Below are 26,183 nucleotides of genomic sequence, written 5' to 3' on the forward strand. Positions count from 1 at the left end.
CCGCAATTCGCCTGAATACCAAATGAGCCCCCTACTGCTTGGCCAGCACCACGCTTTCACCCATGTCATCCCAACCATAAAGGCAGGTTGGCGGGGTGAGCTTCATGTTCTTGGATTGGTCGAACCCGACAGTGCACCGTCGCGACAGCCCAGCCGGGTAAGTCAATTGCAGATCCCCGCTCTCGAGAAACATCCACTCGGCTCGACCGGTCGTTCCCATGGAGTCCATATACTGCACCCGTCCGTCTGCGCTGAATTGGGCGAACAAAGGCACTTCGTTTCTCGTCCAGGTCGGGCTCTCCCACCGGCCAACGATTTGGTCTTTCGGCTGTTGAGCCGCCAGGGGGTTGCAGGCCGACAGCAAACCAGCCGCCAGCATCGAAAATGCTACGTTGCGTTTCAAAATACACCTGTTTCTGGAGGTTTCGGGGACCCGATCCTTAGCCAGAAATCACGAGTTCTGGGATCGACTATAAGCTCGCGCTAATTAAGCCCGTCTTGGCTTTTATGCACAAGCTTTAGGCAAACAATCGTGACCCGCGCTCGAAAATGCCGACAAATATATGATAACGGGGCCGTTGCAAAACTCGTGACTTATGCAGCAACTAGGGGAGGGTTTACTTGGATGAAATACGGCTATGCGCGGGTGTCCACTGAAGCACAGGACTTGGCCGCCCAGATCGAGCGCCTGCAAGCGGCAGGTTGCGAGAAGATTTTCTTTGAGAAGCGCAGCGGCAAGGATGCCGACCGCCGTCAATTACAGCGGCTGCTGAAAGCCCTGAGGCCAGGTGACGTGGTCCATGCCGTCGTCAGCGACCGGATGGCGCGGGATCCCTTTGACATGCTGAACATCCTGAGGACAGTGACAGCGGCCGGGGCCGGGCTGCGCCTGCTCGATGAGCCGTTTATCGACACCACGTCGGAAATGTCAGACCTAATCCTCTTCCTGGTTGGCTGGGCCGCCAAATGGCAACGGCGCAGGATCCTGGAAAACACTTCCAACGGCCGCGCCCGCGCCAAGGCCAAAGGCGTCAAGTTCGGCCGCAAGCCGAAGCTCTCGCAGCAGCAGCAACGGGAGGCGCTGGCAAGGCTTGCCGCCGGCGAGGCGAGGGTGCAGGTCGCCCACCGCTACAACGTCAGCAACAGCACGATCTCACGGTTGCATCCGTAGCGCTGACGAAGGCGGATTCAGCAGTACCGACCGCACCCTCATGTTCAACGTCAACAACGGTGCAAATAGCAGCGGCTACGGCTATCTGGCCTCCATCGGTACACCGCTCATGATCGGGAAAGGCGGCTTTGAATACGGTAAACTGGCTCTCCGTGGCGGTTCCGGCCAAACCGGCTACATCGATTTCGCCAGCAGCAAGGGGCTGAACATCTACTCGGTTTCCACCAACTACATGTGGCTGGCCTCCGAAGTTTCAGGTGGCAGTGTCGGCAGAGTCGCCATCAACACCAGCTATACCCTCAACCCCTACGCCACGCTGGAAGTCTCCGGTACCGTCAAGCTCGGCTACAGCGGCGAAGCCTGCGACACCTACCGCGCCGGCGCCATCCGCTACGTTAGCCCCACATTCCAGGTCTGCTACGGCACCGGCGGCTGGGCTAATCTGGCCGATGCCTCCTCCACCGTCGCCACCGCAGATCGCATCACCTCCGGCACCGCGCAAGTCATCGCCAACGGCAGCAGCAATTCCATCAGCATCACCGAAGCCGGCGTCACCACCGGCTACTACTACAACGGCATCTGGGTCGCAGGCGGCGTCAGCACCACGGGCACCGTCTCCGCCACCAACGGTTATATCAGCAGTAGCCTCGGTATCGGTACGACAACTCCCAGCACAACACTCAATATCATGAGCGCATCGCCCATCATCCGTCTCAGTGACATAACCGGACTCTACTCCAGCATTAACGGCTCCAGTGGTAACCTCTATTACAGTAGTTACAATAGCACCCGTAACCACTACTTCATGGCCGGTGCAACTGAACTGATGCGTATCCTCGGCACCGGCCAGGTCGGTATTGGCACCACCACCCCCTCCGCCACGCTCCACGTCTCCGGTTCCATCGTCATCGCCAACGGCTCCGCTCTCAAGGGCATCAGTACCGATGGCAACCCCCACACCTTGGTACTGCAAAACACCGGGGGCTCCGTTAACTATTATGGCTATCTGGATTATCTCGCCATGCAGGGCGTCAACGGCGCCAACTATCTCTACCCAAGCGCAGCAGGCGCAAGCACCCCTCAAATCGCACTGTGGGCCAACGGCACCAACGGGGTAAGCACAGGCACCATCGCCCCCTCCACCACCCTCCATGTCAACGGCGCCATCCGCATGGCCATGGATACCTCCACCACCCTCAATACCTGCGATACTAACCGCTCCGGTGCCATCCGTTACAGCGGCAGCACCTTCCAGGTCTGCTACGGCACCGGCGGCTGGGCCAATCTTGCCGATGCCTCCGGCACCACCACCACAGCCGACCGCATCATTTCCGGCACCGCCCAGGTCATTGCCAACGGCAATAGTAACTCCATCAGCATCACCGAGGCGGGTGTCACCACTGGGTATTACTACGGCGGCAAGCTCGTCGCGGGCGGTGTCTCCACCACCGGCACCGTCTCCGCCACCAACGTGTACGCCACCGTCCTGCAGCTGGCAGACAGCCCTGCCAACACCTGCGGCCCCGGCACCTACGGGACCATGAAGATGATCAACGGCCGCCAATACACCTGCCGGCCTTAGCGGGCATGGGGCTAAAGCGTAAATACGATTTTACGATTCACGGCGGGCTTTGCGCGCGATGGTCAGCCGCTGGCGGAATCGGGTCACCGCGGCCGAGTGTCCTGCACAGCAGCGCAACCAGATTGGCGACCGCACGGTGGTGAGCCTGATCTTGCGGCCGCCGCGCCAGGAAGTCGTCGATCGTCATCCCATTGGCGGGATCTGCAGCCGTCCTCGACCTAACAAAGTCAACGTAAAGATGCAGGTCGTCGGGCTCGAATACGATTGTCCAGGCTCCGTCGTCGTCGTCGGCCAGCTCATAAGTGAGGGCGCTCATGGCAGTCACTCCTTCGCCCGTGAGCTTGCCGATCCGGCTGGAGATTTCCATCCCCAAAATCGGGTATTGACGCCTGGCGGCGCGTTCTGTCCGGCCTGTTTCTTCGTTGAAAAGGGGTGCCCCTGCACCCCTGCCTGACCGGCGAGGTCCGGGGGTAGCAACTGCAAGAGGGTTTGGGTGCGGCCGCAGGCGAAGCCGAGGCTCGGCCCTCTTGCAGGCGCGAGGGGCGGAGCCCATTAGCAATCTGGTCCGGTAGAGCGACTAGCTCCCGTGGCGTAGCAGTTCTCAAACATCGCTAATTTCCCGAGGCAAAAGTGCGTTAGGGTGGTCCCACCTAGCTAGGGGAGGGGATCTTATGACAACGTCGCGAGAAGTGAAGCTTGCTGGAAAGTTCGGACCTACAGATTGGGCGCTTCGTGCCAAGGAGCTGCACAGCAAGCCCACAGCGGAGCTATGGAAGCGAACAGCGAAGGACTATCTCCTCGGCCGCATTGAGCCTCGCTATCTGGGGCCGATAGGGGAGCTGGAAAGGCTCAACCAATTGAAGGGTGAGGGGTTTGCCGTTGTTACTATTCAGTGTGCATTGATTGAATTTCTGGCCGCGCTCCGCTCGGGCGAGAACTACAAGCTCGACAAGCCCGATCTGAAGAAAGGCGAATACAACGACAGCGCGAGGCTATTTAAGGCGTTTCTCGGTAAGGAAGCGCCTTTCTCAATGACCTTTGCGACGACCGCAGCCGATTTTTATCGGGATATTCGCTGCGGCCTGTTGCATGAAGGGCAAAGCAAGGGTGGATACCTCGTCAAAAAGAGAAGCAAAACTGGAATCATCGTCAATATAGGACCGCCCAAGGTGTTGTACTGGGTGGATTTGCAGAACGCGATCGTCGGCTATTTGAATAAGTATTGTACCGATTTGGAATCGGTCGGTGTGCTCCAAAGTGCCTTCATACGCAAATATGACCATCTGGCAAAAACGGCTGTGTGACCGTATCTTTTGTTTTTCGGCGGGTTAGCGGGAGACCCGCGCCGGTGACACCCGCGACGGGTGTTAGACCGAACCGGGCACGCCAAGCCGCACGAATGGTCGATTCATTACAACGAACAAGACTGGCGGAAACATCGCCTGAGATCGCACGGTTCAACATATGACAGTGCTTCATCGATAGGCATTATCCACCGCGGTCAGCTTTACGGTGTAGGCCTGCATGTTAATGTGGTGAATAAAATACCAGGACGACTCAGCGTGGCAAGACCCAAAAATCATAGGCAACCAGCGCGCCTCACGGTGACGCTTGATGAGGGCGACTACCGAGAAGCCTGTGCCTTGGCCGCCAACAAGGATGTATCAGCAGCTTGGGTCATCCGCAGGGCCGTACAAAATTATTTGGGGAAGTCACCAGCGCCAGTTTCCGCTGGAGAGCCAACGACGCGTGTGGCTGGTATCAAATAGCATGAATGTCGATCCGCGCCATGCTAGCAAGCACCAAAATAGCAAGTTTTATGAAGTTCGTCCGGGGGGATTTATGTCATCATTGTATTCTGTTCTACAGAAAGATAGACCGCATTGGGCGAATGAAGAAGAGGTCCGAAAAAGCTGGCTCAAACACATTGAAAACAGCTTAGGAATTAAATTCCATGCAGAGCGTGGCCGAAATGATGCCTCGTACAACCAAGTCATAATCGAGTTTAAGGACCGGGGACTTTTTAAAGGAAGCATCAAGAGCCCAGCCTTTAAGGAAGCTATTTTCGAGCGGCTCGCTAAATACATCTCCCGCCGCGCAGAGGCGGAGGAAATTCCGCAGGAAGATTACATCGGTATCGCGACTGACGGCGACCATATTAGCTTTGCCTTCTTTAAGGACGGCGAAATCTCACATCGCAACCTGCTGCCGTTCAACGAGGCGTCGATTGGACTTGTGGCTCAGGCGTGTTTCGATTCTAAGCGCCGCGCTGTCACCGCCGAAAACCTAGTCGAAGATTTCGGCCACGGGTCGGAGATCGGCCGGGTGATGATGGGCGGGCTAGCCTCGGAACTGGTGCTCCAGGTAAAAAAAGGCGGCAACAGCAAGATAAAAATGCTGTTCGAGGAATGGCGGACACTTTTCGGCCAAGTGGCCGACCTCTCTGCCGCGCAGGCGGCAGAGATAAAAAAACAAATCCCACTAGAGCTCGCCCTGCCCAAAGCCGATGCAGTGGCCGCTCTCCTTTTTGTTATTCACACCTACAACGCCTTTGTTATGAAACTTTTGGCTGCCGAGATTGTGGCCGAATATAAGTTGACGGCACATCCGGACTTTTGCGAACACCTGCTCGGGTATGGCAACGACGACCTGCTGCAAAAGCTCGATATAGAAGTCGAACGAAGCGCCTATTTCGAGGCCGCGCGCATCAAAGGCTTCGTAGAGGAAGCCGTGTTCTCTTGGTACACCGACATCTCTCTTTCAGCGGCGGGCCGCGCAGGAATTTGTGATGGGATCCGTTCGTTTCTCACGCAGCTTTCCCTGTATAGGATGGATGACCTAAGCGCGGCCCGGTCTAGGGACGTATTGAAGGCCTTCTATCAGGCTCTAGTGCCCGAGACACTACGGAAGGCGCTCGGTGAATTCTACACGCCTGACTGGCTCGTTGATATAGCGTGCGATCGCGCAGAGGTGGCCGATTGGCACACCGCCCGAGTCTTGGATCCAACTTGTGGTTCAGGGTCTTTTCTGCTGGAAGCCATCCGTCGGAAACGGGCTTCCGGACTTGAAAGGAAGCTCACTCCGAAGGCTATCCTGAGCAATGTGCTCGAAACGGTTTGGGGTTTCGATCTCAATCCGCTGGCCGTGCAGTCTTCCCGGGTCAACTTCCTGATCGCCATAGCCGACCTGGTAGGAGAGGCGAAGATAGAGGTCGAGCTCCCCGTACTGCTGGCAGACGCGGTGTATTCGCCAGCTCACTCCCCGCAGGCAGATAAGGATTATGTCGAGTACCGGATCGGTAGCGCGCAATCTGACTTACGGGTGGTCCTCCCTTGGGCGCTGGCCTATGATCGCAAACGCTTGGACAACGCCTTCGTCGTAATGGCCGAGGCCGTCGACGACGAGCATCCCTATCCGATAGTTGAAAAACGTCTTTTGGAGCGCGACACGATTACGCCTGCCGAGGCAGCAAAATGGCGAGGTGCTCTTAGCGACACCTACGGCCAGGTTCTAGAGCTTCACAAAAAATCCTGGAACGGCATCTGGTTTCGCATCGTCAGGAACTTTTTTTGGTCAGCCGTCGCCGGCGAGTTCGACGTGGTGATTGGAAATCCGCCGTGGGTGCGATGGTCTAATCTGCCTGAGATGTACCGGGAGCGTATCAAGCCGACTTGTGAGCAGTACGCCATATTCTCGGAGACACCTTACCATGGTGGCAACGAGCTCGATATCTCAGGAATGCTCACCTACACAGTCGGTGACAAATGGCTGAAACAGGGCGGTACATTAGTGTTCCTGATCACCCAGACGCACTTCCAGTCCCCGTCGTCTCAAGGCTTTCGGAGCTTCACCATTAACGACGAGGCAAACCTGATACCTGTCGGTATCGACGACCTCAAGAAGCTGAAGCCGTTTTCGAAGGTGGCCAACAAAACCGCCATAATGCGGCTGAAAAAGGTGCCCGCCGACCAACACACTTCATATCCTGTGCCCTACCGCGTTTGGGAGAAGGCAGACGGCTTCTCGGCCTCAATTCCTGAATCCAGCCAAAAGAAAGAAATTTTCAAACGCGTGACCATTAAGCCGTGGGAGGCAAATCCTGTTGATGGCGGTAACTCGCCCTGGGCAATTCTGCCCGCGGGCCGGTTCGCCGCGATGGGTGCCATTCAGGGCACTAGCGACTGGCTGGCAGGGCGAAAGGGAGTTACTACCGACCTCAATGGGATTTACATCGTAAGAATTGTCGCTACGAACCAAGCGCAAAATTTGGTCCAGATCCAGACCCGTCCCGAGGCCGGTCGAACGGACATTGGTCCTGCCCGAACATATTGGATAGAGCCGGATTGGCTCTATCCCCTGCTCAAAGGCGCGGGTGATTTTTCAGCGTGTGATCTTCACGTTGAAGAGGAACTGTTCGTTGTGGTTCCTAACCGGGCCATTGTTCAGGCTGCATATCAGGTCGCCGAAAAGGAGCTCGCCAAGCTGAAGGCCACTTCGACCTATCTTCGTGCCTTTAAAGACAGGCTAAGCCAGCGTTCAACCTACCGGCTGAGACAGAAAGCAGCGCCTTATTATGCCATTTACAACGTTGGCGCATACTCGTTCGCGCCGTTCAAGGTAGTGTGGGCGGAACTGTCAACCACATTTGAGGCAGTAGTAGTGACCAAGTCGGCCGTCCCCTTGGTCGGCGACCGGCCGTATGTACCTGACCACAAGGTCTACTTCGCGGATTTCGACGACGAGAGCGAAGCGTATTTCGTTTGCGCGATGCTAAATTCCTCAATGGTGAGGGAGTATGTCGAAAGCCACACCATTCAAATTCAGGTGAGCAACATATTCAAGCACCTAAGCATCCCTCATTTTAAGCCGGCATCTCCGAAGCACAAAGCGATAGTCGACCTTTGCCAGAAGACGCATGCTGCCAAAAATGGAAAAGCAAAAGCCGATTTACTGGCGAAGCTCGATCTTGCAACAGAAGCGCTGCTGACGGAAAAAGCGAAATAAAAAAGTCCGCGAAGCAGACGCCTTATAGCTAGACGAGCCGCTGTCGCATCAAATGAATCTAAGCGGCCAGTTGTTCGGCGAGCTTCTTGGCGATCTGCTTCTTCAGGAGGCGAGCGCGCTGCGACAGCTCCTTGGCGTCGGCCTTGGCCAGGAAGGCATCGAGGCCACCGCGATGCTCGACCGAACGCAGCGCGTTGGCAGAAATGCGCAGGCGCACGTTCTGGTTCAGCGCTTCAGAGATCAGCGTCACATTGACGAGATTGGGCAGGAAGCGACGCTTGGTCTTGTTGTTGGCGTGGCTCACATTGTTGCCGGACATGACTGCCTTGGCAGTGAGTTCGCAGGTGCGGGACATGGTCTAACCTTCGATTGTTGTTCAGACTGAGCAGCAAAACTCGTGCCGGATGGCAGGTCGCGGTCGCTCTGAATGGTCGGCTTCCATATTGGCAATCCCCCGTCGCGTCAAGCCAAGCCGGCCGCGGCTGGAATCGTCCTGCTGGGCATCAGCGGTAGTAGGCATCCCATGCCAGTCTAATGTCGGCGAATGTCCATTCTCGTCGCCGGCCGTACGCGGGGCTCGGGCGCGTGAAGCACTCGCTTAAGCCGGTCTCCCTCTGAAACTTCATGAACCAGGCCGTGGATTTTGGCTTGCCGCTTGCCGTCGTTTGAATCCGGCGGATGAGCCCGCTATGCGCCCAGTGGTCATTCGGATTGGCAAGGGAGGCCGGGTCGACCAGGTAGCTGCGGAGCTTTTGTAAAGTCGCATCTTCTGGTGCCTGGTGAAGGTCTGCGCGGAGTTCTGCAACGGCGAGCGCCGCTCCTTGACGCGCAGCTTCCGTCAGCATGTCGCGCAATTGCGTGCTGGTCAGCACCAACGCTTGTAAGGCTTCCATGAACGTACTTTCCTTGAAGGGATTTTTGCAGCGGAGATCGCCGCAGGTTCATTGCCTCACAACCAAAAAATGACGTCAAGCCCTAGATGCCGAGAAGGGCGCCGAGCTTTTCGGTGACCGGACGCATGGGGTCGACCAGGCCAAGGTCGTAGATCATCGTCGTTTCAAGGTTCCCCTTGTGGTCGACGTAGTGCGAGATCGCCTCATGCGACACCCCTTGGCCCGCCAGCATCAGCGAGATCGCGATCCGCTTGAGGTCGTAGAGCTGGAAATACTCGGGGACGCCGGGCAGGGCCTTGAACCTGTCCAGCCCCTTGCGGAAGTTGTCGCGGGGCTGGGTCATGTCGGTGTGGGATGGGAACAGCAACTTGCTGTCAGGCCAGCGAAGGCGTTGGGCCTGCACCATCCCGGCGACCCGGAGATGGATCGGCACCGAACGGTAGGCGTACTCGTAGAGTGAACGCGACAGTTTGATGCCTTTGGTGTTGTGCTTGTGCCAGACCAGTTTTTCCAGATCGAAATGGTCGAATTCGGCCTTGGTGAGATCGCTGGGGCGGGCCATGGTCAGGAACAGGATGCCCATGAAATTGCAGAGTTCCTGCATCTGGTCGTTGGCGGTTGCCACCTGTCCCTTGACCAGCGCCATGTTCCGCTTGGTGAACCCTTCCAGGTGATCGATTTCAGGCACAGCCTCAAACACCGGGTAGAAGATGTGGGCCGCGATTTGGCGAATCTGTTCGGTGGAATAATCCCGGCGGCGGCGGATCTGCTTCCGCGCGCGGATGGGGGTGCAGGGATTGCGCATGTCCACCAGTTGCATGCGGATGGCCCAGTTATAGAGCGCCAAGACGTGCCGGAGCGCGCTGTTGAACACGTACGGCGAGGTAAACTGCTTTTGGAATTCTTCGACATGGAGCGGCTTGATCGAGGAGAGCGGCCGGTCGGCAAACAGCGTCCCGAAATCTTTGTAACGCCGCCGACTGTTGTGGCCGCGCTTGCTGGCGACCTTCGGGATAGGGCGCAGCCAATGGGCCACGAAAATCGCGAAGTTGTAACGGTAGCCTTGGGAAAGGCCGCTCACGTGGCTTTCCCAATAGCGATCAATCGCCTCACGGACCGTCAGAAGGTGGGCGCGGCGGGGGTCGGTTCGGTCGAAATCCGGATTTTCGCCGGCCTCCAGCCGGCGCTGCCGCTGGCCCACCGTCAGTCGGGCAGAGGATACGGTGAGAACGACGGTTGTCCCGAGCACTTTCCGATAGCGCCTGCCATTGAACTGGTAGGCATGGACGAAGGCTTTATTTCCGAGCGCAGTCACACGGAGACCCAGCCCTGAAACGGAGTCGTTGCGAATGCGGCCGTCTATTCCAACCGGATAATCCCAGTAAATTTCCTGGCCTTTCCCAGAAGGGCAATTTGCGGTAAAAACTAGATCGTCAGTTAAAAATAATTGGGGCATTTCATGTAACTTCCATGTAACCGATTTATAGCAAATGTTACATGGAAAGTGAAGTAATGATGATCATCAAGTCATCAAAAATGACACAAAAACAAATGATTACCAATTTCGATAATCTGGGATTATCGTACTTGGGGCGCTCCGAAGGAAGGGGTCATGCGTTCGAATCGCGTCGGGTGCGCCAAGTTTTTCAATCAGTTACATGAACCTCAATCCCGTCGATTGCTTCCATGTAACTTTCGTGTAACCGGACGGACCTGGATATCATTCTTAATAAACTGCTGCAGTATCCAGTGCGTTGGGATATTAACTTGATTCATACAAGCGTTGCAGATATTGGAGGCGCCCCGGCTATCGGTGACCCTTCCGAAGTAACGACAAAGCAAGAAATACACATGAGGGTTGGGGGAATCTAAATGCCGGTGACTATCGTTGATAATCCTGCGCACCCGAGGTGTGGCGGACATCAGTGGTTTATTGATGATCTCGACGCTTTGGCGAGCCTGATGGCAATTGTCATGGTCGGGCGCGCCCGCCGGGTCGGCAGTATTCTTGATGGGGCAGAGCACGGCCCAGTGACCATTCTGCCAACGACAAAAGCAAGGCTGCAGCGAGAGCTGGTGCTCGCTGATGGAGTGCATACCTGGCACCGCGACGGTTTACTTTTCGAAACAATGTGTTGGATTGTTGCAAGAATGGGCGCTGGCCCCGACGAGGTGCTATCTGATCCTCATCGAAGAGCCACCCAGCAAGGCGCTGACACGGTCAAGGTAGTTTTTGACCCGGCACGACGGGAATTGGTCGGCGTAACTGTCTATGAACAGAAATGCTCCGACGACGCCCGCGGCAAGTTTCGAGACGAAGTGCTCCCAGCCTTCAAGAACTGGTTTGTAGGGGTACGTGACGATGAATTGATGCAAATCGCCATAGGGCTCTTAGACCGCTATAATTTGACCGATATGGAGCATGAAAAAGCATATGCGGACATCATTCTGAAGCGGCCATTGTCGTTTCGCGCCGCACTAACAGTCAGTCCCCAAGTCTTTCCCGCAGCTGAATGCGTTAAACTCTTCAAAGATTACGAGGAACTGGAGTTGGAGGTCGCAGCACGGTTCGGCGATACGTTTCCGTTGGATGACATACGCGGATGGTTTAAGGCGTTTGCTGCCGTAGTGTGGTCCAAAATCGAGCAATTCAATGTTTGACGCTGGGACCGCCGCGCTTATCCGGACCGCGCCAGCCGTTGAGGGTATTGAGCCGGAAAATCTCCCACAAGAGCTTACCAAGGCATATGCGGAATTGGTGGCGTTACGATTGCGTATTGGTGAACCGGATGCCGATGCCGCGCGCGAGCTAAACCTGGATCGGCTCCTTGGCATCGCCAGTATCTATGAGGCCATCGCCGACACTTCCCGAGAGCCCGCAGCAAGACGTGGCGCAGCTTTTGTGGCCGCAACGGCCTATCAAATTGTCGGACGTGTTGGTTCCCCTGAGAATGTGCCTGCCACTGAGCTCCTGCTAGCATCTGCGATCCATCCACTGGTTGCAGCTCCCCTATTGTTCTTGATCGCCGGGCAAAGCCCCGATGCCCGGGAAGCTGGGCGTCGGTTGGAAGGTCTTGCGACAGACGATCTTCTTCTGACCGCGCTATTAGAAACAATCGCAGATCTGAGCGCGGAGCGCTTCGAGTCCATCCTTCAACGAGCCGGACGCCTGCAGGGATTACGCTCAAATCCGGAAACGACTTTGGATTTTCAGGCAACCCAAGCCCTCTATGGCCTATGTTGGTCGGGACTGGCTCAATTCGTCTCCAAGATCCTCAATCAACCTTTACCAGCCTCCGCCTTCAGACGCTTTGATCAACCACAGCAGGCGTTCACCCAAGTGGAAACTCTGTCACTGGGCGACATTGCCATGCCAGATCCTGGTGCCACGCTCATCTCGGCATTCACCGGCCCCCGCCACCTGGCAAGGCTACTACGCTTGGTAGCAGACGAGTTGGACGGTTCGGGCTTGGCCAACCTGCCTGCACCGGCTGGGGTGGTCAATGTGGCGATATGGGGAACATGGATCAAAAATCGGGCCCGAACCAAACCTCTGATTTGGCCCAATCATCGACTGGCGATTGAGGGCGGCCTGCTTGATGCAGGTCGTTCTGCAGTTATGGTTTTGCCGACAGGTGCCGGCAAGACAACGGTGTCCGAACTCAAGATCGCGGCAACACTGGCAGCCGGTCGAAAAGTGATTTTTCTAGCCCCCACGTTAGCATTGGTGGATCAACTTCGTGGCGATCTCGCACGAAGCTTCCCGGCTGATCTCGGTGGAGTCATTGTGTCGGCCGACGGGGATCTGACCGTTTTAGCCAGCGGCCCGGAGCTTAGTCAAATCGAAGTCATGACACCTGAGCGACTGCTCGCGATGTTGAGCTTTGCCGACGCTGACGTATCGGAAGTTGGGCTGATCATCCTGGATGAATGTCATATTTTAAGCCCTCTCGGAGGTGGAACCCGGAGCCTGGACGCGATGCTTTGCCTGCTGCATTCGGTTAAACGCGCGCCGCAGGCAGATTTACTCCTCCTCTCTGCGATGATCACCAACGGGCAGGAGATGGCAGACTGGCTGGCGGAGCTTACACAGCGACCAGCGAGCTTTTTCCACGACCCTTGGAAGCCTAGCCGGCAAGCCCGTGGGGTGGTGGTTTACCCCCAAGAATCTCTCAATCCAATCATCAACTACGCCCGAGGGATTTCTCGCGGGTTACAACCTGTAAAACCTTCATTGAAAGTCGTTGCGCACGCCTTGTTTGGCCTGCAGAATAACTGGAATCCTGCAGCACCGAACGACACGGCTCTGGTGCGGCTGATGGCAGAGCCGGTAACAATCGCTGTCGGGAAAAACGGGCCAACCCCTAATGCCAACCGCATCGCTGGATTGCTCGCAGCCCGTTCAGCGACAGCCGGGCTCAAAACTATCGTATTTGTGCAGCAAGCGGACCACGCTTGTTCGGCGGCAAGGACGATGGCAGCGGGACTTCCGTTAAATGGGGATCTGATCCCGGGTGAACTGACGCTGCAAGCTGAAATCGCACTGGAGCTTGGTCCAACAGGTGTGTCACTCGTCGATCCCCGGGCGGGTGCCTTGCCTCACAACGGCGATATGATTTCTGCAGAGAGGCGATTAGCTGAGTCCGTCTATCAACGGGGCGACGGCGCCAAAATTATTGTCGCGACACCGACGCTGGCGCAGGGCATGAACTTGCCCGCGCAGCTTGCGATTATCGCCGGTGACGTACGGACCGACGACAAGGGGAGGACTGACCTCAAGCAGCATGAGCTCCTCAATGCCGCAGGGCGAGCTGGTCGTGCCGGTCACCTAGCCAACGGCACGGTCATTTTGATCCCGGAACCTGTTGTCGGCTTTGACGCTGCAGGAACGGCCTCGGCCCGAGCTCTGGGGAAACTGAGATCAATCCTGCCCGCAAATGACCAATGCGTGAGGATCGAGGACCCCCTGACAACGCTCCTTGACCGCATTCAGGGCGGAGACCTTGCTGAGACGGATATTCGGTACTTTATGAGCCGTATCCGCGCTGGTGAACCAGAAGAAGCTGCCAATGAAGTTGCGATTGCGATTGTCCGGCGATCGCTCGCGGCTTTTCAGGCGCGAGCGAGAGCCGAAGCTGAAGTCTTTGATGAAAAGGTCATCCGGCTGCAACTTGCGCTGGCTGCCGAAGTGGAAGCATTCGATGCGGATGCCCTGCGGATTTCCGCATTTACAGGCATGCCAATAGCCGCGCTTCAAGCTGCGGGAGTACGGATGGATGGCAACCTTGATGCTATCCCCTCAACGGTCGCCAGTTGGTGTGACTGGTTAGTGGATTATCTGGCCGAAGATGAAGAGTCCCGCCTAGCCCTTCTTCAAAAGGATGCCGACGTGATCAACGCTGTCACGAGAGGCAAAAAGGCTGGGGGACCGCCAACAGTTGCTGAATTTGGCCGACTTAAATTGGGCCTGCGCGCTTGGATAGAAGGCAAGCCATTTGACCAAATTGAGATCGCGCTCGGTGTTGCTCCCGGCGACGTGGGGACCTGTGGAAGAACTCGGGACCTGGTTCTGAAACTTGCTAGCCGTCGCTTTCCTATGATTGCGACAGCCCTAACTGAGCTGGCGAAGGTAAAGCTCGCAGCTGCAGAGCGGGTGCCAGCAAACCCAGCCGTGCTTGAAATTCTCGCCATGGCAATACGAAAGGGATTTGACTCGGCAGAGAAAACCGCCTTCGCTCACCGAAATGATAGTATTCGCACGCGTGTAGGCCTGCATCGCGCCTTTGCTCAGCGTCTGCCCGGTCTAGGACCGTTGATGGGAATGTCGTTCCGTGACGTCCTCAATCATGTGAACGCACACATCGCCTTCGACGCCATCGAGATTTAGCGGTCTGATCGCCAAACACTTGGATGCGTTGACGACCGGCGCCAAGGCTCGGTTAGATAGAGCACTTGGGAAGACACGTTACGGCCGAGGCGCAAACTGGCCGCTGGACCAGCCGGGAGAATTCAAGCCTCCTGAAGGCTCTTCATCGCGAGTTCGATTGCGATAGCTATGAGGTGCTCAAGTACACGCCGAATCTTCGAGACCTCGTACCCCGACAGTGCCTCGGGTTTAAGCTCAAGGAAGCGCTCCACATAAGATCCCTTGAATTCCAGCGCACCCTGCCAGGCGTCGATCTCCTTCTTGTAATTACTCCACAGGACATAAGCTGGCGGGCGATCAGGCAACTTGAGATCGAGGTAGCATTCGATTGAAGCAGCCCGTCCGTTGATGTCGCTGGCAGTGTCGCCTTCCGGACCTCGAGCAGGGAACGCTCTGAAGCTTTCTTCGTCGGGCAGGAGCGTCGCCGTCATGTTTCTGGGCATCGCGAGCGCCTGAATCCTGCGACATGCGTCAACACCTTCGGCGTCGTTGTCCAGAAGGACAATAACTTGGTTGTGGACGTCAATCCTGACCAGCCCTTCTGCAAACTTTTTCAGGTTGCCGGTGCCGGAGAAAGGGTGGCTCTCGTTGACATCGACGAACCGGAAGAAATCTCCGACGTCCGGGCGAATAAGGTCGAGCGCATGCTTCAGGATGCGAGCGTCCGAGGTTCCTTCCGTTGCGATTAGCGTCGTTTGGCGCCGTCTTACACCGGCCTGAAACATGTCCCGAGAAACCCATCCGGCATCGACGATTGGGCCGTACTGCCACACGACCTCGGCATCCAGATTGGCTTCGAGGGTGGCAAAGACCTGCAACATCGAGTAGGCGCTCAGGATGCAGGTGGCGGCGCGAAAATAGCTAGCTTCTGACCAAAACAGGTCGGAGCCGGTTGTCTGCGGTAATCGGGCTAGCAGCGCCGCATCGTTTGGAAAACCGGCCCGGTATGTCTCCTCGGTCGAATTGTGGTCAACGGTGTGGTCCAAAAGTGCAAGCGGTCGTCGGCAGGCAAACTCGCAATACTCCTCAAAGCTCATGAGGTCTCTTTTTGCGTTGCCAATGTCCTCTTGATAGCTAACATCTTCATCGAGAAGATCCTGATATTCCTGCCTTGCCGTCTGAAGCGTGTGGCCGAGGAGATCGAGGCGCGGGATGATACGCGATAGCAGCCTGCAAAACGCCGACTGATCAGGCAGGCCCTCGGCATCTTCGTCACCGAAACGATCTGCCACTCGTACCGTTTCATCGATCGGCTGAAAGAGTGCGCCGTGGTCAATGCCCATGTGGTTTTTGGCGTAATCGATCGATACACCTGCGATTTCAAGCTCTATCGACGTTCCCATATGCAATCCCCCTCAATGTTTTGACCATGCTCTCCGGCACCTGCCAGTGCCGTCGGCGTGGAGTTTTGGCGGCACCTTTGTGCTACTTTAACGCGAAGCGTGAATGGCGGCACACCTTTTCACTGTCATTGTGCCGCTTGCGAAGTCAGGCCAGCCCGCAAACTGTATGCCAGGGTCGACGCACCTAGTTGACATATCTGAACAGCAAACTCTCTTGAGCGGGCTGGAACGTACGCCTGAACCCAGTGGCAAGGTATCCTAACCTGCGTTAGACTCACTTGGAAAACCGATGAAAGTCTTAGAACGCATGGCGCCTGACGATGATTTGCCGCAGACGATGATCGAACGCGCCACAATGCTGGAAGGCGTTATGCTTGCGGCTGCCACCAACGGCGCCCCCGACAATGCTGCGTATGAAAAACTCCGCCGCGACTTTGTGTTGCGCGACGATCTGAAGGGTTTGCTTCCGCAATTCCTCCGCGCGCACCGAGATCTCACCGCCTTTCGCACTTGGACGCAGGCCCAGTCTCCTCATTGGCGTGATCGGCGGGCAATCATAGCGGAAGGCTTTGCCCCGCTCATGGAACACCTTGAGGGTGGGCGGGATTCGCCGGGCGATGCCGTCACAACCAACATACTGCAGACGTTTGACGCCGAAGGCGTGAACTCTGTCTGGACGAAAGCGCTCACACGACGTGTGAGTGATCCCGAGGGGGCCATCACGGTCGCACGAACTCTGCTTGAAATAGTTTGCAAGCGAATCCTGGATGATTTGCAGCTACCTTACACCGATACAGAAGACTTGCCGAAGCTGTATGGCATGGCCGCAAAAGCTCTCAACCTTGCACCGAACCAGCATGCAGAGGAGCCGATCAAGGCCATCCTCGGCGGCGCAATGAACCTAGTCAACGGGCTCGGAACGCTCAGAAACCGTCTATCAGATTCCCACGGGCGTGGCGGACTGCCGGTCCGCCCGTCAGCACGGCATGCAAGTTTGGCAGTCAACACCGCTGGGGCCATCGCCACCTTCCTCGTGGAAACGCACATCGAGCGCGGAATGTCTTGAGATGCCGGTCAGCCTTGATGCCGCCAATCTATTGCCGCCTCGCAGCGACGAACTGTTTCGCATCTACTCAAAAATGGAATTCGCGCTGAAAATGGCGGTTTACCATTTGACGAGAGGTAGAAACCTCGAAGCGGACTCGGATGTCTTTGCAAACAGTGACCCGGTTGGACCCAACCTCCTCAACCACCGACCAGGGCCTGGCGCCGACACTTCTTGAGCAACGCGGCGGTCGAACATCGCGCGAATGTCCTCTGGTTCTTTGAGGGTCGCGCGTGACTGCATGCGGCGATATCGTCAGACCCTTGGGGGCCCTCGTCAGGACTGTCGGTAGCAGTATCGCTAACCAGCCTTTCCCCTATGTCTCTAGGCCCAGCGGGCTAGCGGCGTTGACTGGGATTAAACTGCGTTGACGACAACCTCAATAGGTGATCCGAAGCCATCAAGCATAGCTTCGACCACGATCGCCCCGCGATAGACTCCACTATTCGCCCTGTCCTTTTTGATGTCTAGCGCCAAGAAAGTGGACGTCTCTACGCGTATTCCTTTGATCGTCCGGCCGGCTTCTGCCACCGCGTCGATTATGCCGTCGACCAACGCTCGTCTTTGCTGATCATTATATGGATCAGCGTCCAACCTGATCGTGGCTTCCGACTTTGACTGAACCGCATCCGTGCCAGCCTTAAAGCCTTGCTCATAGGGTTTCATGCATCACCTCTCAAATGCCGTCGGGGGCGACATCAATAGCCGAGCGCTGCTGGCAACTCAAACGCGCTTCAATGGGCCGTGGTCGGGATTTTTGTGCGATCGACGTTTGTTACACAAATCCTTGCACAGCCGCAGAAAAAGTGCCAAATACTGCTGTGTAAACAATGGGATGTGGATAGGCTATTCGGTCTCCAAAACCGCAGGTCGTAGGTTCGAGCCCTGCTGCCCGTGCCATTCTTTGAATGGATACCTAAAACGATTCTTTTGCAGTGCGGCCTTTGAAAACCGGCTTGTGACTTGCCATATAGCATAAGTTGCGGCATAAGGGCCGCATAGCCGGGACGGAACGACTGGATGGTTCCGAGGCGGCGTTTGGGCATAAAGCGGACACTTGCCACTTGCGTGGATCAAGAATCGGTTTTATGTAGACGAAACAGACACGCGACGCGTGGAGCTGGGAAGCCGGCTTTACGCGTCTGATTTGCATGGGCGAAATGATTGCGCTGATTCGGCGCGAACGCACGCTCAAGCGGCACGTCCCGGCCAGCGGGATCATCCAGGAGACCCGGCCAACGGGTCTTGCAGACAGAGCGGCATATGGCTTCGAAAACCACAAATCCCTTCACCTTTCTCCAGCAGGTTCGCGCGGAGACCGCCAAGGTCACTTGGCCGTCGCGGCGCGAAACGATGATCTCGACGGTGATGGTCCTTGTGTTCGCGGTCATCGCGATGATCTTTTTCTTTACCGCAGACGTGGCCATGGGCTTTGCGGTCGAAAAAATCCTCGGCCTCGGACAGTAAGTCCGGCGATTACGGAGAAGTCTTGAAATGACCGCGCGGTGGTACATCGTCCACGCCTACTCGAACTTTGAAAAGAAGGTCGCCGAGGACATCGAGAACAAGGCCAAGCAGAAGGGCCTGTCCGCCGACATCGAGCAGATCGTGGTGCCGACCGAGAAGGTCGTCGAGATCCGCCGCGGCCGCAAGGTCGATGCCGAGCGCAAGTTCTTTCCGGGCTATGTGCTGTTGAAGGCCAATCTGACCGATGCCGTGTTCTCGCTCGTCAAGAACACGCCGAAGGTCACCGGTTTCCTGGGCGACTCCAAGCCGGTGCCGATCACCGAAGCCGAGGCCCAGCGTATCCTGAACCAGGTTCAGGAAGGCGTCGAGCGGCCGAAGCCGTCGGTGACGTTCGAGATCGGCGAAGCGATCCGCGTTTCGGATGGACCATTCGCGTCGTTCAACGGTTTCGTCCAGGAGGTGGACGAGGAGCGGGCGCGGCTCAAGGTAGAAGTTTCGATCTTCGGGCGCGCCGTGCCGGTCGATCTGGAATTCGGACAGGTCGAGAAGGGCTGATCCGAAATCCTGCACCGGTTTCGGCGGCAGGGAAGGCGGCGCGGAGATCGCGCGGCCAAAAACGGGTGGGAGGCGAATGCGGCTTTAGCCGGCCGCGCGGACCGCACCACCAGACTGCAACCGCCGGCGAGACCGGCATGAGAAAAGGCAGGAAGAGAGATGGCTAAGAAAATTGCAGGCCAGCTCAAGCTCCAGGTTTCCGCGGGATCGGCCACGCCGTCGCCCCCGATCGGCCCGGCGCTTGGTCAGCGTGGCATCAACATCATGGAGTTCTGCAAGGCGTTCAACGCGCAGACCCAGGAAATGGAAAAGGGCTCGCCAGTTCCGGTCGTCATCACCTACTACCAGGACAAGTCGTTCACCTTCGTCATGAAGACGCCGCCGGTGAGCTACTTCCTGAAGAAGGCTGCGAACCTGAAGTCGGGCTCGAAGGAGCCGGGCAAGGTCAAGGCCGGCACGATCGGCCGCGACAAGGTGCGCGCCATCGCCGAGCAGAAGATGAAGGATCTGAACGCAAACGACGTCGAGGCGGCCATGCGCATGGTCGAGGGCTCCGCCCGCTCGATGGGTCTGGAAGTGGTGGGCTGAGATCATGGCAAAGATTGCAAAGCGTGTATCGAAGACCCGCGAAGGCATCGATCCCAACAAGGCTTATGCTTTGGGTGAGGCGCTGAAGCTGCTCAAGGATCGCTCCTCGGTGAAGTTCGACGAGACGATCGAAGTCGCGATGAACCTCGGCGTCGACCCGCGCCATGCCGACCAGATGGTCCGCGGCGTGGTCAATCTGCCGAACGGCACCGGCCGCAGCGTTCGCGTCGCCGTCTTCGCGCGTGGCGACAAGGCCGAGGAGGCCAAGGCCGCCGGCGCCGACATCGTCGGAGCCGAGGATCTGGTCGACATCGTCCAGAAGGGCACGATCGACTTCGACCGCTGCATCGCCACGCCGGACATGATGCCGCTGGTCGGCCGTCTCGGCAAGGTGCTCGGTCCGCGCGGCATGATGCCGAACCCGAAGGTCGGCACCGTCACCACCGACGTTACCGCCGCCGTCAAGGCATCGAAGGGCGGCGCCGTCGAGTTCCGCGTCGAGAAGGCCGGCATCGTTCACGCCGGCGTCGGCAAGGTCTCGTTCGACGTCAAGGCGCTGGAAGAAAACGTCCGCGCCTTCGCTGACGCGGTGACCAGGGCAAAGCCGGCTGGTGCCAAGGGCAACTACGTCAAGAAGGTGTCGGTCACCTCGACGATGGGCCCGGGCCTCAAGCTCGACGTCTCGACGCTCGCGGCGTCCTGATACGAACAATTGGATCGGCCGCTAAAACGCTGATCCGTGGAAGAATTCCGGGCCTCCGACCTGTCGGCGGCCCGGTACCGGAAGTCGAAAGGCTTCCGGACATCCTGTCCGAGATTGCAGGCGGCCCCCAAGCCTTAGGTGATGTGGGCCTTAATTCATGCGGGCCTGCATGAGACGGGTGAAGACCGGACAAAGGAGCCACAAGCTCCAATGAAAGGTTCGAACCGTGTTTGCCTTTTGTCTGCGCACCGTCCGGCTTGCCGGCAGGTGTGGCGAAAGGGGGCAGGATCCTCGAGCGTCGTTCGGGAGATCCGTTACTGGATGGCCCGGCCGGCAAAAGGCAACCCGACGCCTGTCCTTCGTAGAGGGCAGGGGTCAACTGGAGATAGGCAGTGGACAGAGCGGAAAAACGCGAACTCGTCACGGGCCTGAATGATGCGTTTTCAAGCGCTGGTTCAGTCGTCGTGGCCCACTACGCCGGTATCACCGTCGCGCAAATGAACGACCTTCGGTCGAAAATGCGCGCCGCCGGTGGCACCGTCAAAGTCGCGAAGAACCGTCTCGCCAAAATCGCTCTTCAGGGCACGGACTCCGCATCGATCATCGAGCTGTTCAAGGGACAGACGCTGATCGCCTATTCGGAGGATCCGATTGCGGCGCCGAAGGTCGCGTCCGATTTCGCCAAGGGAAATGACAAGCTCGTCATTCTCGGCGGCGCAATGGGTACCACCTCGCTCAATGCCGACGGTGTGAAGGCACTCGCCACACTTCCGTCGCTCGATGAGCTGCGCGCCAGGCTGGTTGGCATGATCGCCACGCCGGCAACCCGGATCGCCCAGATCGTCAATGCGCCTGCGGCTTCGGTCGCGCGCGTCATCGGCGCTTACGCCCGGAAGGACGAGGCGGCATGAGGCCGTTCCTCGCTATCACAAACACACGTTCGAACCTTATGAAGGAACATTGCAATGGCTGATCTGGCAAAGATCGTAGACGACCTTTCGAAGCTGACCGTCCTCGAGGCGGCCGAGCTGTCGAAGCTTCTTGAAGAAAAGTGGGGCGTTTCCGCCGCTGCTCCGGTGGCGGTTGCCGCTGCCGGCGGCGCTGCGGCCGCTGCTGCTCCGGTCGAGGAAAAGACGGAATTCGACGTCGTCCTCACCGAGGCAGGCGCTCAGAAGATCAACGTCATCAAGGAAGTTCGCGCCATCACCGGTCTTGGCCTCAAGGAAGCCAAGGACCTGGTCGAGGCGGCTCCGAAGCCGGTCAAGGAAGCCGTTTCCAAGGCCGACGCGGACAAGTTCAAGGCCCAGCTGGAAGCAGCCGGCGCCAAGGTCGAACTCAAGAACGCGTTTAGTCCCGGCGGCGGGCGGCGCGCGGCCCGCCACTCCTTTCGCGTCGAAGGGAGGCTGCGTAACGCGAAGAGTGCGAAAACCTCTTTCCTGAGGGCCGCAAACCGGCCTTCAGGAAACGGGTTTTCTCCCGTTTCTGGCCCGCCGCCAAATTGGTGGTGGGTGAAAAGACAAGAAGCCGCCGACAGGCGGCGGGCAACAAGACAGGGCCGCCGAGGTGGCCCGAGATGCAAGGCGAGCCGCGGCGAGGCTCGTCCCGAGAATTGAGCTAAGGAGCGACGATGGCCCAGACCCAGACTTTCAATGGCCGCAGACGCGTACGCAAGTTTTTCGGAAAGATCCCGGAAGTTGCGGAGATGCCGAACCTGATCGAGGTTCAGAAGGCATCCTATGACCAGTTCCTGATGGTGGAGGAGCCCAAGGGCGGGCGTCCTGACGAGGGGCTGCAGGCAGTTTTCAAGTCGGTCTTCCCGATTTCCGATTTTTCCGGCTCCTCGATGCTGGAATTCGTGAAGTACGAGTTCGAGGGACCGAAATTCGACGTTGACGAATGCCGTCAGCGCGACCTGACCTACGCGGCGCCGCTCAAGGTGACGCTGCGCCTCATCGTGTTCGATATCGACGAGGATACCGGCGCGAAGTCGATCAAGGACATCAAGGAGCAGGACGTCTACATGGGCGACATGCCGCTCATGACCTTGAACGGCACCTTCATCGTCAACGGCACCGAGCGCGTCATCGTCTCGCAGATGCACCGTTCGCCGGGCGTCTTCTTCGACCATGACAAGGGCAAGTCGCACTCGTCCGGCAAGCTTCTGTTTGCCGCGCGCGTCATTCCCTATCGCGGCTCGTGGCTCGACATCGAGTTCGATAGCAAGGACGTCGTGCATGCCCGCATCGATCGCCGCCGCAAGATTCCGGTGACGTCGCTGCTGATGGCGCTCGGCATGGACGGCGAAGAGATCCTGTCGACCTTCTACAACAAGATCACCTACAAGCGCGCCGGCGACCATTGGCGCATCCCGTTCAACGTCGAGCGTTTCCGCGGCCTCAAGGCCGTTGGTGACCTTGTCGACGCCGACACCGGCGAAGTCGTCGTCGAGGCCGGCAAGAAGATCACCGCCCGCCAGGCCAGGGCGCTTGGTGAAAAGGGTCTCAAGGCGATCAAGGCGACCGATGAGGATCTGCTCGGCAACTACCTTGCCGAGGATATTGTCAACTACGCGACCGGCGAGATCTTCCTCGAAGCCGGTGACGAGATCGACGAAAAGACGCTGAAAGTGCTGCTTGGCACCGGTGACGATGAGATCAAGGTCCTCGACATCGACCACGTCAACGTCGGCGCCTACATCCGCAACACGCTCAACGTCGACAAGAACGAGAGCCGCCAGGACGCGCTGTTCGACATCTACCGCGTCATGCGCCCCGGCGAGCCGCCGACGCTGGAAACCGCTGAAGCCATGTTCAATTCGCTGTTCTTCGACAGCGAGCGCTATGATCTGTCGGCCGTTGGCCGCGTCAAGATGAACATGCGCCTCGAGCTCAAGGCCGAGGATACCGTGCGCGTGCTGCGCAAGGACGACATCCTGGCCGTGGTCAAGACGCTGGTCGAACTGCGCGACGGCAAGGGCGAGATCGACGACATCGACAATCTCGGCAACCGCCGTGTGCGCTCGGTCGGCGAGCTGATGGAGAACCAGTACCGCGTCGGCCTGCTGCGCATGGAGCGCGCGATCAAGGAACGCATGTCCTCGATCGAGATCGACACGGTGATGCCGCAGGACCTGATCAACGCCAAGCCGGCGGCTGCCGCCGTGCGCGAGTTCTTCGGTTCCTCGCAGCTGTCGCAGTTTATGGATCAGACCAACCCGCTTTCGGAGATCACCCACAAGCGCCGTCTTTCGGCGCTTGGACCGGGCGGTCTGACCCGCGAGCGTGCCGGTTTCGAAGTGCGCGACGTGCACCCGACGCATTACGGCCGCATCTGCCCGATCGAGACGCCGGAAGGCCCGAACATCGGCCTGATCAACTCGCTTGCGACCTTCGCGCGAGTCAACAAATACGGCTTCATCGAGAGCCCGTACCGCAAGATCGTCAACGGCAAGCTGACCAATGAGGTCGTTTACCTCTCGGCTATGGAAGAGGCCAAGCACCACGTCGCGCAGGCCAATGCCGAGCTCGACAAGAATGGTCATTTCGTCGACGAATTCGTCATTTGCCGCAACGCCGGCGAAGTGATGATGGCGCCGCGCGAAAACGTCGATCTGATGGACGTGTCGCCGAAGCAGATGGTGTCGGTGGCCGCGGCCCTGATCCCGTTCCTCGAGAACGATGACGCCAACCGTGCGCTGATGGGCTCTAACATGCAGCGTCAGGCCGTGCCGCTGGTGCGCGCCGAAGCGCCGTTCGTCGGCACCGGCATGGAGCCGATCGTCGCCCGTGACTCGGGCGCCGCCATCGGCGCCCGCCGCGGCGGCATTGTCGACCAGGTGGACGCGACGCGTATCGTCATCCGCGCCACGGAAGATCTCGATCCCGGCAAGTCCGGCGTCGACATCTACCGGCTGATGAAGTTCCAGCGTTCGAACCAGAACACCTGCATCAACCAGCGTCCGCTGGTGCGCATGGGCGACCGGGTAAACAAGGGCGACATCATCGCCGACGGCCCGTCGACCGAGCTCGGCGATCTGGCCCTCGGCCGTAACGTGCTGGTCGCGTTCATGCCGTGGAACGGCTACAACTACGAGGATTCCATCCTACTGTCCGAGCGCATCGTCGCCGACGACGTCTTCACCTCGATCCACATCGAGGAGTTCGAAGTCATGGCCCGCGACACCAAGCTGGGGCCGGAGGAGATCACGCGCGACATTCCCAACGTCTCGGAAGAAGCGCTGAAGAACCTCGATGAGGCCGGCATCGTCTACATCGGTGCGGAAGTGCAGCCGGGCGACATCCTGGTCGGCAAGATCACGCCGAAGGGCGAAAGCCCGATGACGCCGGAAGAAAAGCTGCTGCGCGCCATCTTCGGTGAAAAGGCCTCGGACGTGCGCGACACCTCGATGCGCATGCCTCCGGGAACCTTCGGCACCGTCGTCGAAGTGCGTGTCTTCAACCGCCACGGCGTCGAGAAGGACGAGCGCGCCATGGCGATCGAGCGCGAGGAGATCGAACGCCTCGCCAAGGACCGCGACGACGAGCAGGCGATCCTCGACCGCAACGTCTATTCGCGTCTTTCCGACGTTCTCGTCGGCAAGGAAGCGATTGCCGGGCCGAAGGGCTTCAAGAAGGGCTCGAAGCTGTCGAAGGACACGCTCGACGAGTATCCGCGTTCGCAGTGGTGGCAGTTTGCCGTGGAGAACGAAAAGCTCCAGAGCGAACTGGAAGCCCTGCGTGGCCAGTACGACGATTCCAAGAAGGCGCTCGAGCAGCGCTTCATGGACAAGGTCGAGAAGGTGCAGCGCGGCGACGAGATGCCTCCGGGCGTCATGAAGATGGTCAAGGTCTTCGTGGCCGTGAAGCGCAAGATGCAGCCCGGCGACAAGATGGCCGGCCGGCACGGCAACAAGGGTGTCGTGTCGCGGATCGTTCCGGTCGAGGACATGCCTTTCCTCGAGGACGGCACGCATGCCGATATCGTGCTCAACCCGCTGGGTGTGCCGTCGCGCATGAATGTCGGCCAGATCCTGGAAACGCATCTGGGCTGGGCTTGCGCCGGAATGGGCAGGAAAATCGGCGATCTGATCGACGCGTACAAGACGGCGGGCGACATCAAGCCGCTGCGCAAGACGCTCGAGAGCTTCATGCCTTCCAACGACCGCAACGAGCCGGTCCGCGAATATGACGACGAGAGCATCGTTCGCCTCAGCGAGCAGATGCGCCGCGGCGTCTCCATCGCGACACCGGTGTTCGACGGCGCGCACGAGGCCGACATCAACATCATGCTGGAGCAGGCGGGCCTGCACACCAGCGGTCAATCGCAGCTCTATGACGGGCGCACCGGCGAGCCGTTCGATCGCAAAGTGACGATGGGCTACATATATATGCTCAAGCTTCACCACCTTGTGGACGACAAGATCCACGCGCGTTCGATCGGTCCGTACTCGCTCGTTACCCAGCAGCCGCTGGGCGGCAAGGCGCAGTTCGGTGGCCAGCGCTTCGGCGAGATGGAGGTCTGGGCGCTCGAAGCGTACGGCGCCGCCTACACGCTGCAGGAGATGCTCACGGTTAAGTCGGACGACGTCGCCGGCCGCACCAAGGTCTACGAGGCGATCGTCAGAGGCGACGACACATTCGAGGCCGGCATCCCCGAGAGCTTCAATGTTCTCGTCAAGGAAATGCGGTCTCTCGGCCTCAATGTCGAGCTGGAGAACACCAAGCTCGACGACAACCCGATCCGGCTGCCCGACGCGGCCGAGTAAGCAAGACGTCCGGCCGCGGTCTTCCCGCGACCGGACGCACCAAATTCTCGGCCGATGGCCGATCAAGTCGGCGGGCGTTTGG

General features: G+C 58.3%; 20 protein-coding genes and 1 pseudogene. 14 read left to right on the top strand and 7 right to left on the bottom strand.

Annotated elements, in window-relative coordinates:
* Positions 1–31 precede the first annotated feature (31 nt).
* Positions 32–403 carry a hypothetical protein gene (locus tag NKK47_RS25930; RefSeq protein WP_352578757.1) on the bottom strand — a complete coding sequence of 124 codons (372 nt, stop codon included), beginning with the start codon at positions 401–403 and terminating at the stop codon, positions 32–34.
* A gap of 222 nt (positions 404–625) precedes the next feature.
* Here NKK47_RS25930 and NKK47_RS25935 point away from each other — a divergent pair, with 222 nt between their 5' ends.
* Both NKK47_RS25935 and NKK47_RS25940 read left to right on the top strand, forming a co-directional pair.
* Positions 626–1,171, top strand: a complete 546-nt coding sequence (locus NKK47_RS25935; protein WP_352578758.1) for a recombinase family protein — start codon at positions 626–628, stop codon at positions 1,169–1,171.
* 40 nt (positions 1,172–1,211) lie between these two features.
* A complete protein-coding gene (locus NKK47_RS25940; RefSeq protein WP_352578759.1) occupies positions 1,212–2,753 on the top strand; it encodes a hypothetical protein in 1,542 nt (513 codons plus the stop codon).
* Between the two features lie 37 nt (positions 2,754–2,790).
* Here the strand turns inward: NKK47_RS25940 and NKK47_RS25945 are convergent, their stop codons facing one another.
* Positions 2,791–3,120 carry a hypothetical protein gene (locus NKK47_RS25945; RefSeq protein WP_352578760.1) on the bottom strand — a complete coding sequence of 110 codons (330 nt, stop codon included), beginning with the start codon at positions 3,118–3,120 and terminating at the stop codon, positions 2,791–2,793.
* Positions 3,121–3,424: 304 nt separating this feature from the next.
* On the opposite strand from NKK47_RS25945, the gene NKK47_RS25950 reads away from it, so the two are divergent.
* Both NKK47_RS25950 and NKK47_RS25955 read left to right on the top strand, forming a co-directional pair.
* Entirely contained in the window at positions 3,425–4,057 is a 633-nt protein-coding gene (locus tag NKK47_RS25950) for a hypothetical protein (RefSeq protein WP_352578761.1), read from the top strand.
* Positions 4,058–4,523: 466 nt separating this feature from the next.
* Positions 4,524–7,757, top strand: coding sequence for an Eco57I restriction-modification methylase domain-containing protein (locus tag NKK47_RS25955; protein ID WP_352578762.1), 3,234 nt, complete (start codon positions 4,524–4,526; stop codon positions 7,755–7,757).
* Between the two features lie 58 nt (positions 7,758–7,815).
* On the opposite strand, the gene rpmB is transcribed toward NKK47_RS25955, so the two are convergent.
* From rpmB to NKK47_RS25970, 3 genes are all read right to left on the bottom strand, one after another.
* Positions 7,816–8,112 carry a 50S ribosomal protein L28 gene (gene rpmB / locus NKK47_RS25960; protein ID WP_352578763.1) on the bottom strand — a complete coding sequence of 99 codons (297 nt, stop codon included), beginning with the start codon at positions 8,110–8,112 and terminating at the stop codon, positions 7,816–7,818.
* Positions 8,113–8,260: 148 nt separating this feature from the next.
* A complete protein-coding gene (locus NKK47_RS25965; RefSeq protein ID WP_352578764.1) occupies positions 8,261–8,650 on the bottom strand; it encodes a hypothetical protein in 390 nt (129 codons plus the stop codon).
* An 82-nt stretch (positions 8,651–8,732) separates the two neighbouring features.
* Positions 8,733–9,965 (bottom strand): integrase, encoded by a 1,233-nt coding sequence (locus NKK47_RS25970; protein WP_352578765.1) that lies wholly within the window; start codon positions 9,963–9,965, stop codon positions 8,733–8,735.
* Positions 9,966–10,522: 557 nt separating this feature from the next.
* On the opposite strand from NKK47_RS25970, the gene NKK47_RS25975 reads away from it, so the two are divergent.
* The gene (locus tag NKK47_RS25975) at positions 10,523–11,311 is read left to right on the top strand and encodes a hypothetical protein (protein ID WP_352578766.1); all 789 of its coding nucleotides are present in this window, start codon (positions 10,523–10,525) and stop codon (positions 11,309–11,311) included.
* Entirely contained in the window at positions 11,304–14,537 is a 3,234-nt protein-coding gene (locus NKK47_RS25980; protein ID WP_352578767.1) for a DEAD/DEAH box helicase, read from the top strand. Before NKK47_RS25975 ends, NKK47_RS25980 begins: the two co-directional genes overlap by 8 nt.
* 122 nt (positions 14,538–14,659) lie before the next feature.
* On the opposite strand, the gene NKK47_RS25985 is transcribed toward NKK47_RS25980, so the two are convergent.
* Positions 14,660–15,919, bottom strand: a complete 1,260-nt coding sequence (locus tag NKK47_RS25985) for a HEPN/Toprim-associated domain-containing protein (RefSeq protein ID WP_352578768.1) — start codon at positions 15,917–15,919, stop codon at positions 14,660–14,662.
* Between the two features lie 289 nt (positions 15,920–16,208).
* Here NKK47_RS25985 and NKK47_RS25990 point away from each other — a divergent pair, with 289 nt between their 5' ends.
* The gene (locus NKK47_RS25990; RefSeq protein ID WP_352578769.1) at positions 16,209–16,985 is read left to right on the top strand and encodes an abortive infection family protein; all 777 of its coding nucleotides are present in this window, start codon (positions 16,209–16,211) and stop codon (positions 16,983–16,985) included.
* A 396-nt stretch (positions 16,986–17,381) separates the two neighbouring features.
* On the opposite strand, the gene NKK47_RS25995 is transcribed toward NKK47_RS25990, so the two are convergent.
* Positions 17,382–17,690: a hypothetical protein gene (locus tag NKK47_RS25995; protein WP_352578770.1), complete on the bottom strand. Its 309-nt coding sequence runs from the start codon at positions 17,688–17,690 to the stop codon at positions 17,382–17,384.
* Positions 17,691–18,287: 597 nt separating this feature from the next.
* On the opposite strand from NKK47_RS25995, the gene secE reads away from it, so the two are divergent.
* The 7 genes and pseudogenes from secE to rpoB all read left to right on the top strand — a co-directional run bounded on the left by secE (position 18,288) and on the right by rpoB (position 26,101).
* Positions 18,288–18,491 (top strand): preprotein translocase subunit SecE, encoded by a 204-nt coding sequence (gene secE / locus NKK47_RS26000; RefSeq protein ID WP_023680439.1) that lies wholly within the window; start codon positions 18,288–18,290, stop codon positions 18,489–18,491.
* 27 nt (positions 18,492–18,518) lie between these two features.
* Positions 18,519–19,046 (top strand): transcription termination/antitermination protein NusG, encoded by a 528-nt coding sequence (gene nusG, locus NKK47_RS26005; protein ID WP_006333333.1) that lies wholly within the window; start codon positions 18,519–18,521, stop codon positions 19,044–19,046.
* A gap of 159 nt (positions 19,047–19,205) precedes the next feature.
* On the top strand, positions 19,206–19,634 hold the full coding sequence (rplK, locus tag NKK47_RS26010) for a 50S ribosomal protein L11 (RefSeq protein WP_023680440.1): 429 nt from the start codon (positions 19,206–19,208) through the stop codon (positions 19,632–19,634).
* Between the two features lie 4 nt (positions 19,635–19,638).
* Complete coding sequence (gene rplA / locus NKK47_RS26015) at positions 19,639–20,337, top strand: 50S ribosomal protein L1 (protein WP_023680441.1); 699 nt, start codon at positions 19,639–19,641, stop codon at positions 20,335–20,337.
* 392 nt (positions 20,338–20,729) lie between these two features.
* Complete coding sequence (rplJ, locus tag NKK47_RS26020; protein WP_008875657.1) at positions 20,730–21,248, top strand: 50S ribosomal protein L10; 519 nt, start codon at positions 20,730–20,732, stop codon at positions 21,246–21,248.
* 54 nt (positions 21,249–21,302) lie between these two features.
* Positions 21,303–21,677: pseudogene (gene rplL / locus NKK47_RS26025) on the top strand (50S ribosomal protein L7/L12); the annotation flags it as partial.
* A 287-nt stretch (positions 21,678–21,964) separates the two neighbouring features.
* Complete coding sequence (gene rpoB, locus NKK47_RS26030) at positions 21,965–26,101, top strand: DNA-directed RNA polymerase subunit beta (protein WP_023680443.1); 4,137 nt, start codon at positions 21,965–21,967, stop codon at positions 26,099–26,101.
* Positions 26,102–26,183: the final 82 nt, after the last annotated feature.

This window comes from Mesorhizobium sp. M0019 (assembly GCF_040323975.1).
GTDB lineage: Bacteria > Pseudomonadota > Alphaproteobacteria > Rhizobiales > Rhizobiaceae > Mesorhizobium.

Excerpts from the sequence above, each read along its gene's own strand:
- NKK47_RS25935 (WP_352578758.1), top strand. The coding sequence starts at position 626 with ATGAAATACGGCTATGCGCGGGTGTCCACTGAAGCACAGGACTTGGCC.
- NKK47_RS25940 (WP_352578759.1), top strand. The coding sequence starts at position 1,212 with ATGTTCAACGTCAACAACGGTGCAAATAGCAGCGGCTACGGCTATCTG.
- NKK47_RS25945 (WP_352578760.1), bottom strand. The coding sequence starts at position 3,120 with ATGGAAATCTCCAGCCGGATCGGCAAGCTCACGGGCGAAGGAGTGACT.
- NKK47_RS25950 (WP_352578761.1), top strand. The coding sequence starts at position 3,425 with ATGACAACGTCGCGAGAAGTGAAGCTTGCTGGAAAGTTCGGACCTACA.
- NKK47_RS25955 (WP_352578762.1), top strand. The coding sequence starts at position 4,524 with ATGAATGTCGATCCGCGCCATGCTAGCAAGCACCAAAATAGCAAGTTT.
- rpmB (WP_352578763.1), bottom strand. The coding sequence starts at position 8,112 with ATGTCCCGCACCTGCGAACTCACTGCCAAGGCAGTCATGTCCGGCAAC.
- NKK47_RS25965 (WP_352578764.1), bottom strand. The coding sequence starts at position 8,650 with ATGGAAGCCTTACAAGCGTTGGTGCTGACCAGCACGCAATTGCGCGAC.
- NKK47_RS25975 (WP_352578766.1), top strand. The coding sequence starts at position 10,523 with ATGCCGGTGACTATCGTTGATAATCCTGCGCACCCGAGGTGTGGCGGA.
- NKK47_RS25980 (WP_352578767.1), top strand. The coding sequence starts at position 11,304 with ATGTTTGACGCTGGGACCGCCGCGCTTATCCGGACCGCGCCAGCCGTT.
- NKK47_RS25985 (WP_352578768.1), bottom strand. The coding sequence starts at position 15,919 with ATGGGAACGTCGATAGAGCTTGAAATCGCAGGTGTATCGATCGATTAC.
- NKK47_RS25990 (WP_352578769.1), top strand. The coding sequence starts at position 16,209 with ATGAAAGTCTTAGAACGCATGGCGCCTGACGATGATTTGCCGCAGACG.
- NKK47_RS25995 (WP_352578770.1), bottom strand. The coding sequence starts at position 17,690 with ATGAAACCCTATGAGCAAGGCTTTAAGGCTGGCACGGATGCGGTTCAG.
- secE (WP_023680439.1), top strand. The coding sequence starts at position 18,288 with ATGGCTTCGAAAACCACAAATCCCTTCACCTTTCTCCAGCAGGTTCGC.
- nusG (WP_006333333.1), top strand. The coding sequence starts at position 18,519 with ATGACCGCGCGGTGGTACATCGTCCACGCCTACTCGAACTTTGAAAAG.
- rplK (WP_023680440.1), top strand. The coding sequence starts at position 19,206 with ATGGCTAAGAAAATTGCAGGCCAGCTCAAGCTCCAGGTTTCCGCGGGA.
- rplA (WP_023680441.1), top strand. The coding sequence starts at position 19,639 with ATGGCAAAGATTGCAAAGCGTGTATCGAAGACCCGCGAAGGCATCGAT.
- rpoB (WP_023680443.1), top strand. The coding sequence starts at position 21,965 with ATGGCCCAGACCCAGACTTTCAATGGCCGCAGACGCGTACGCAAGTTT.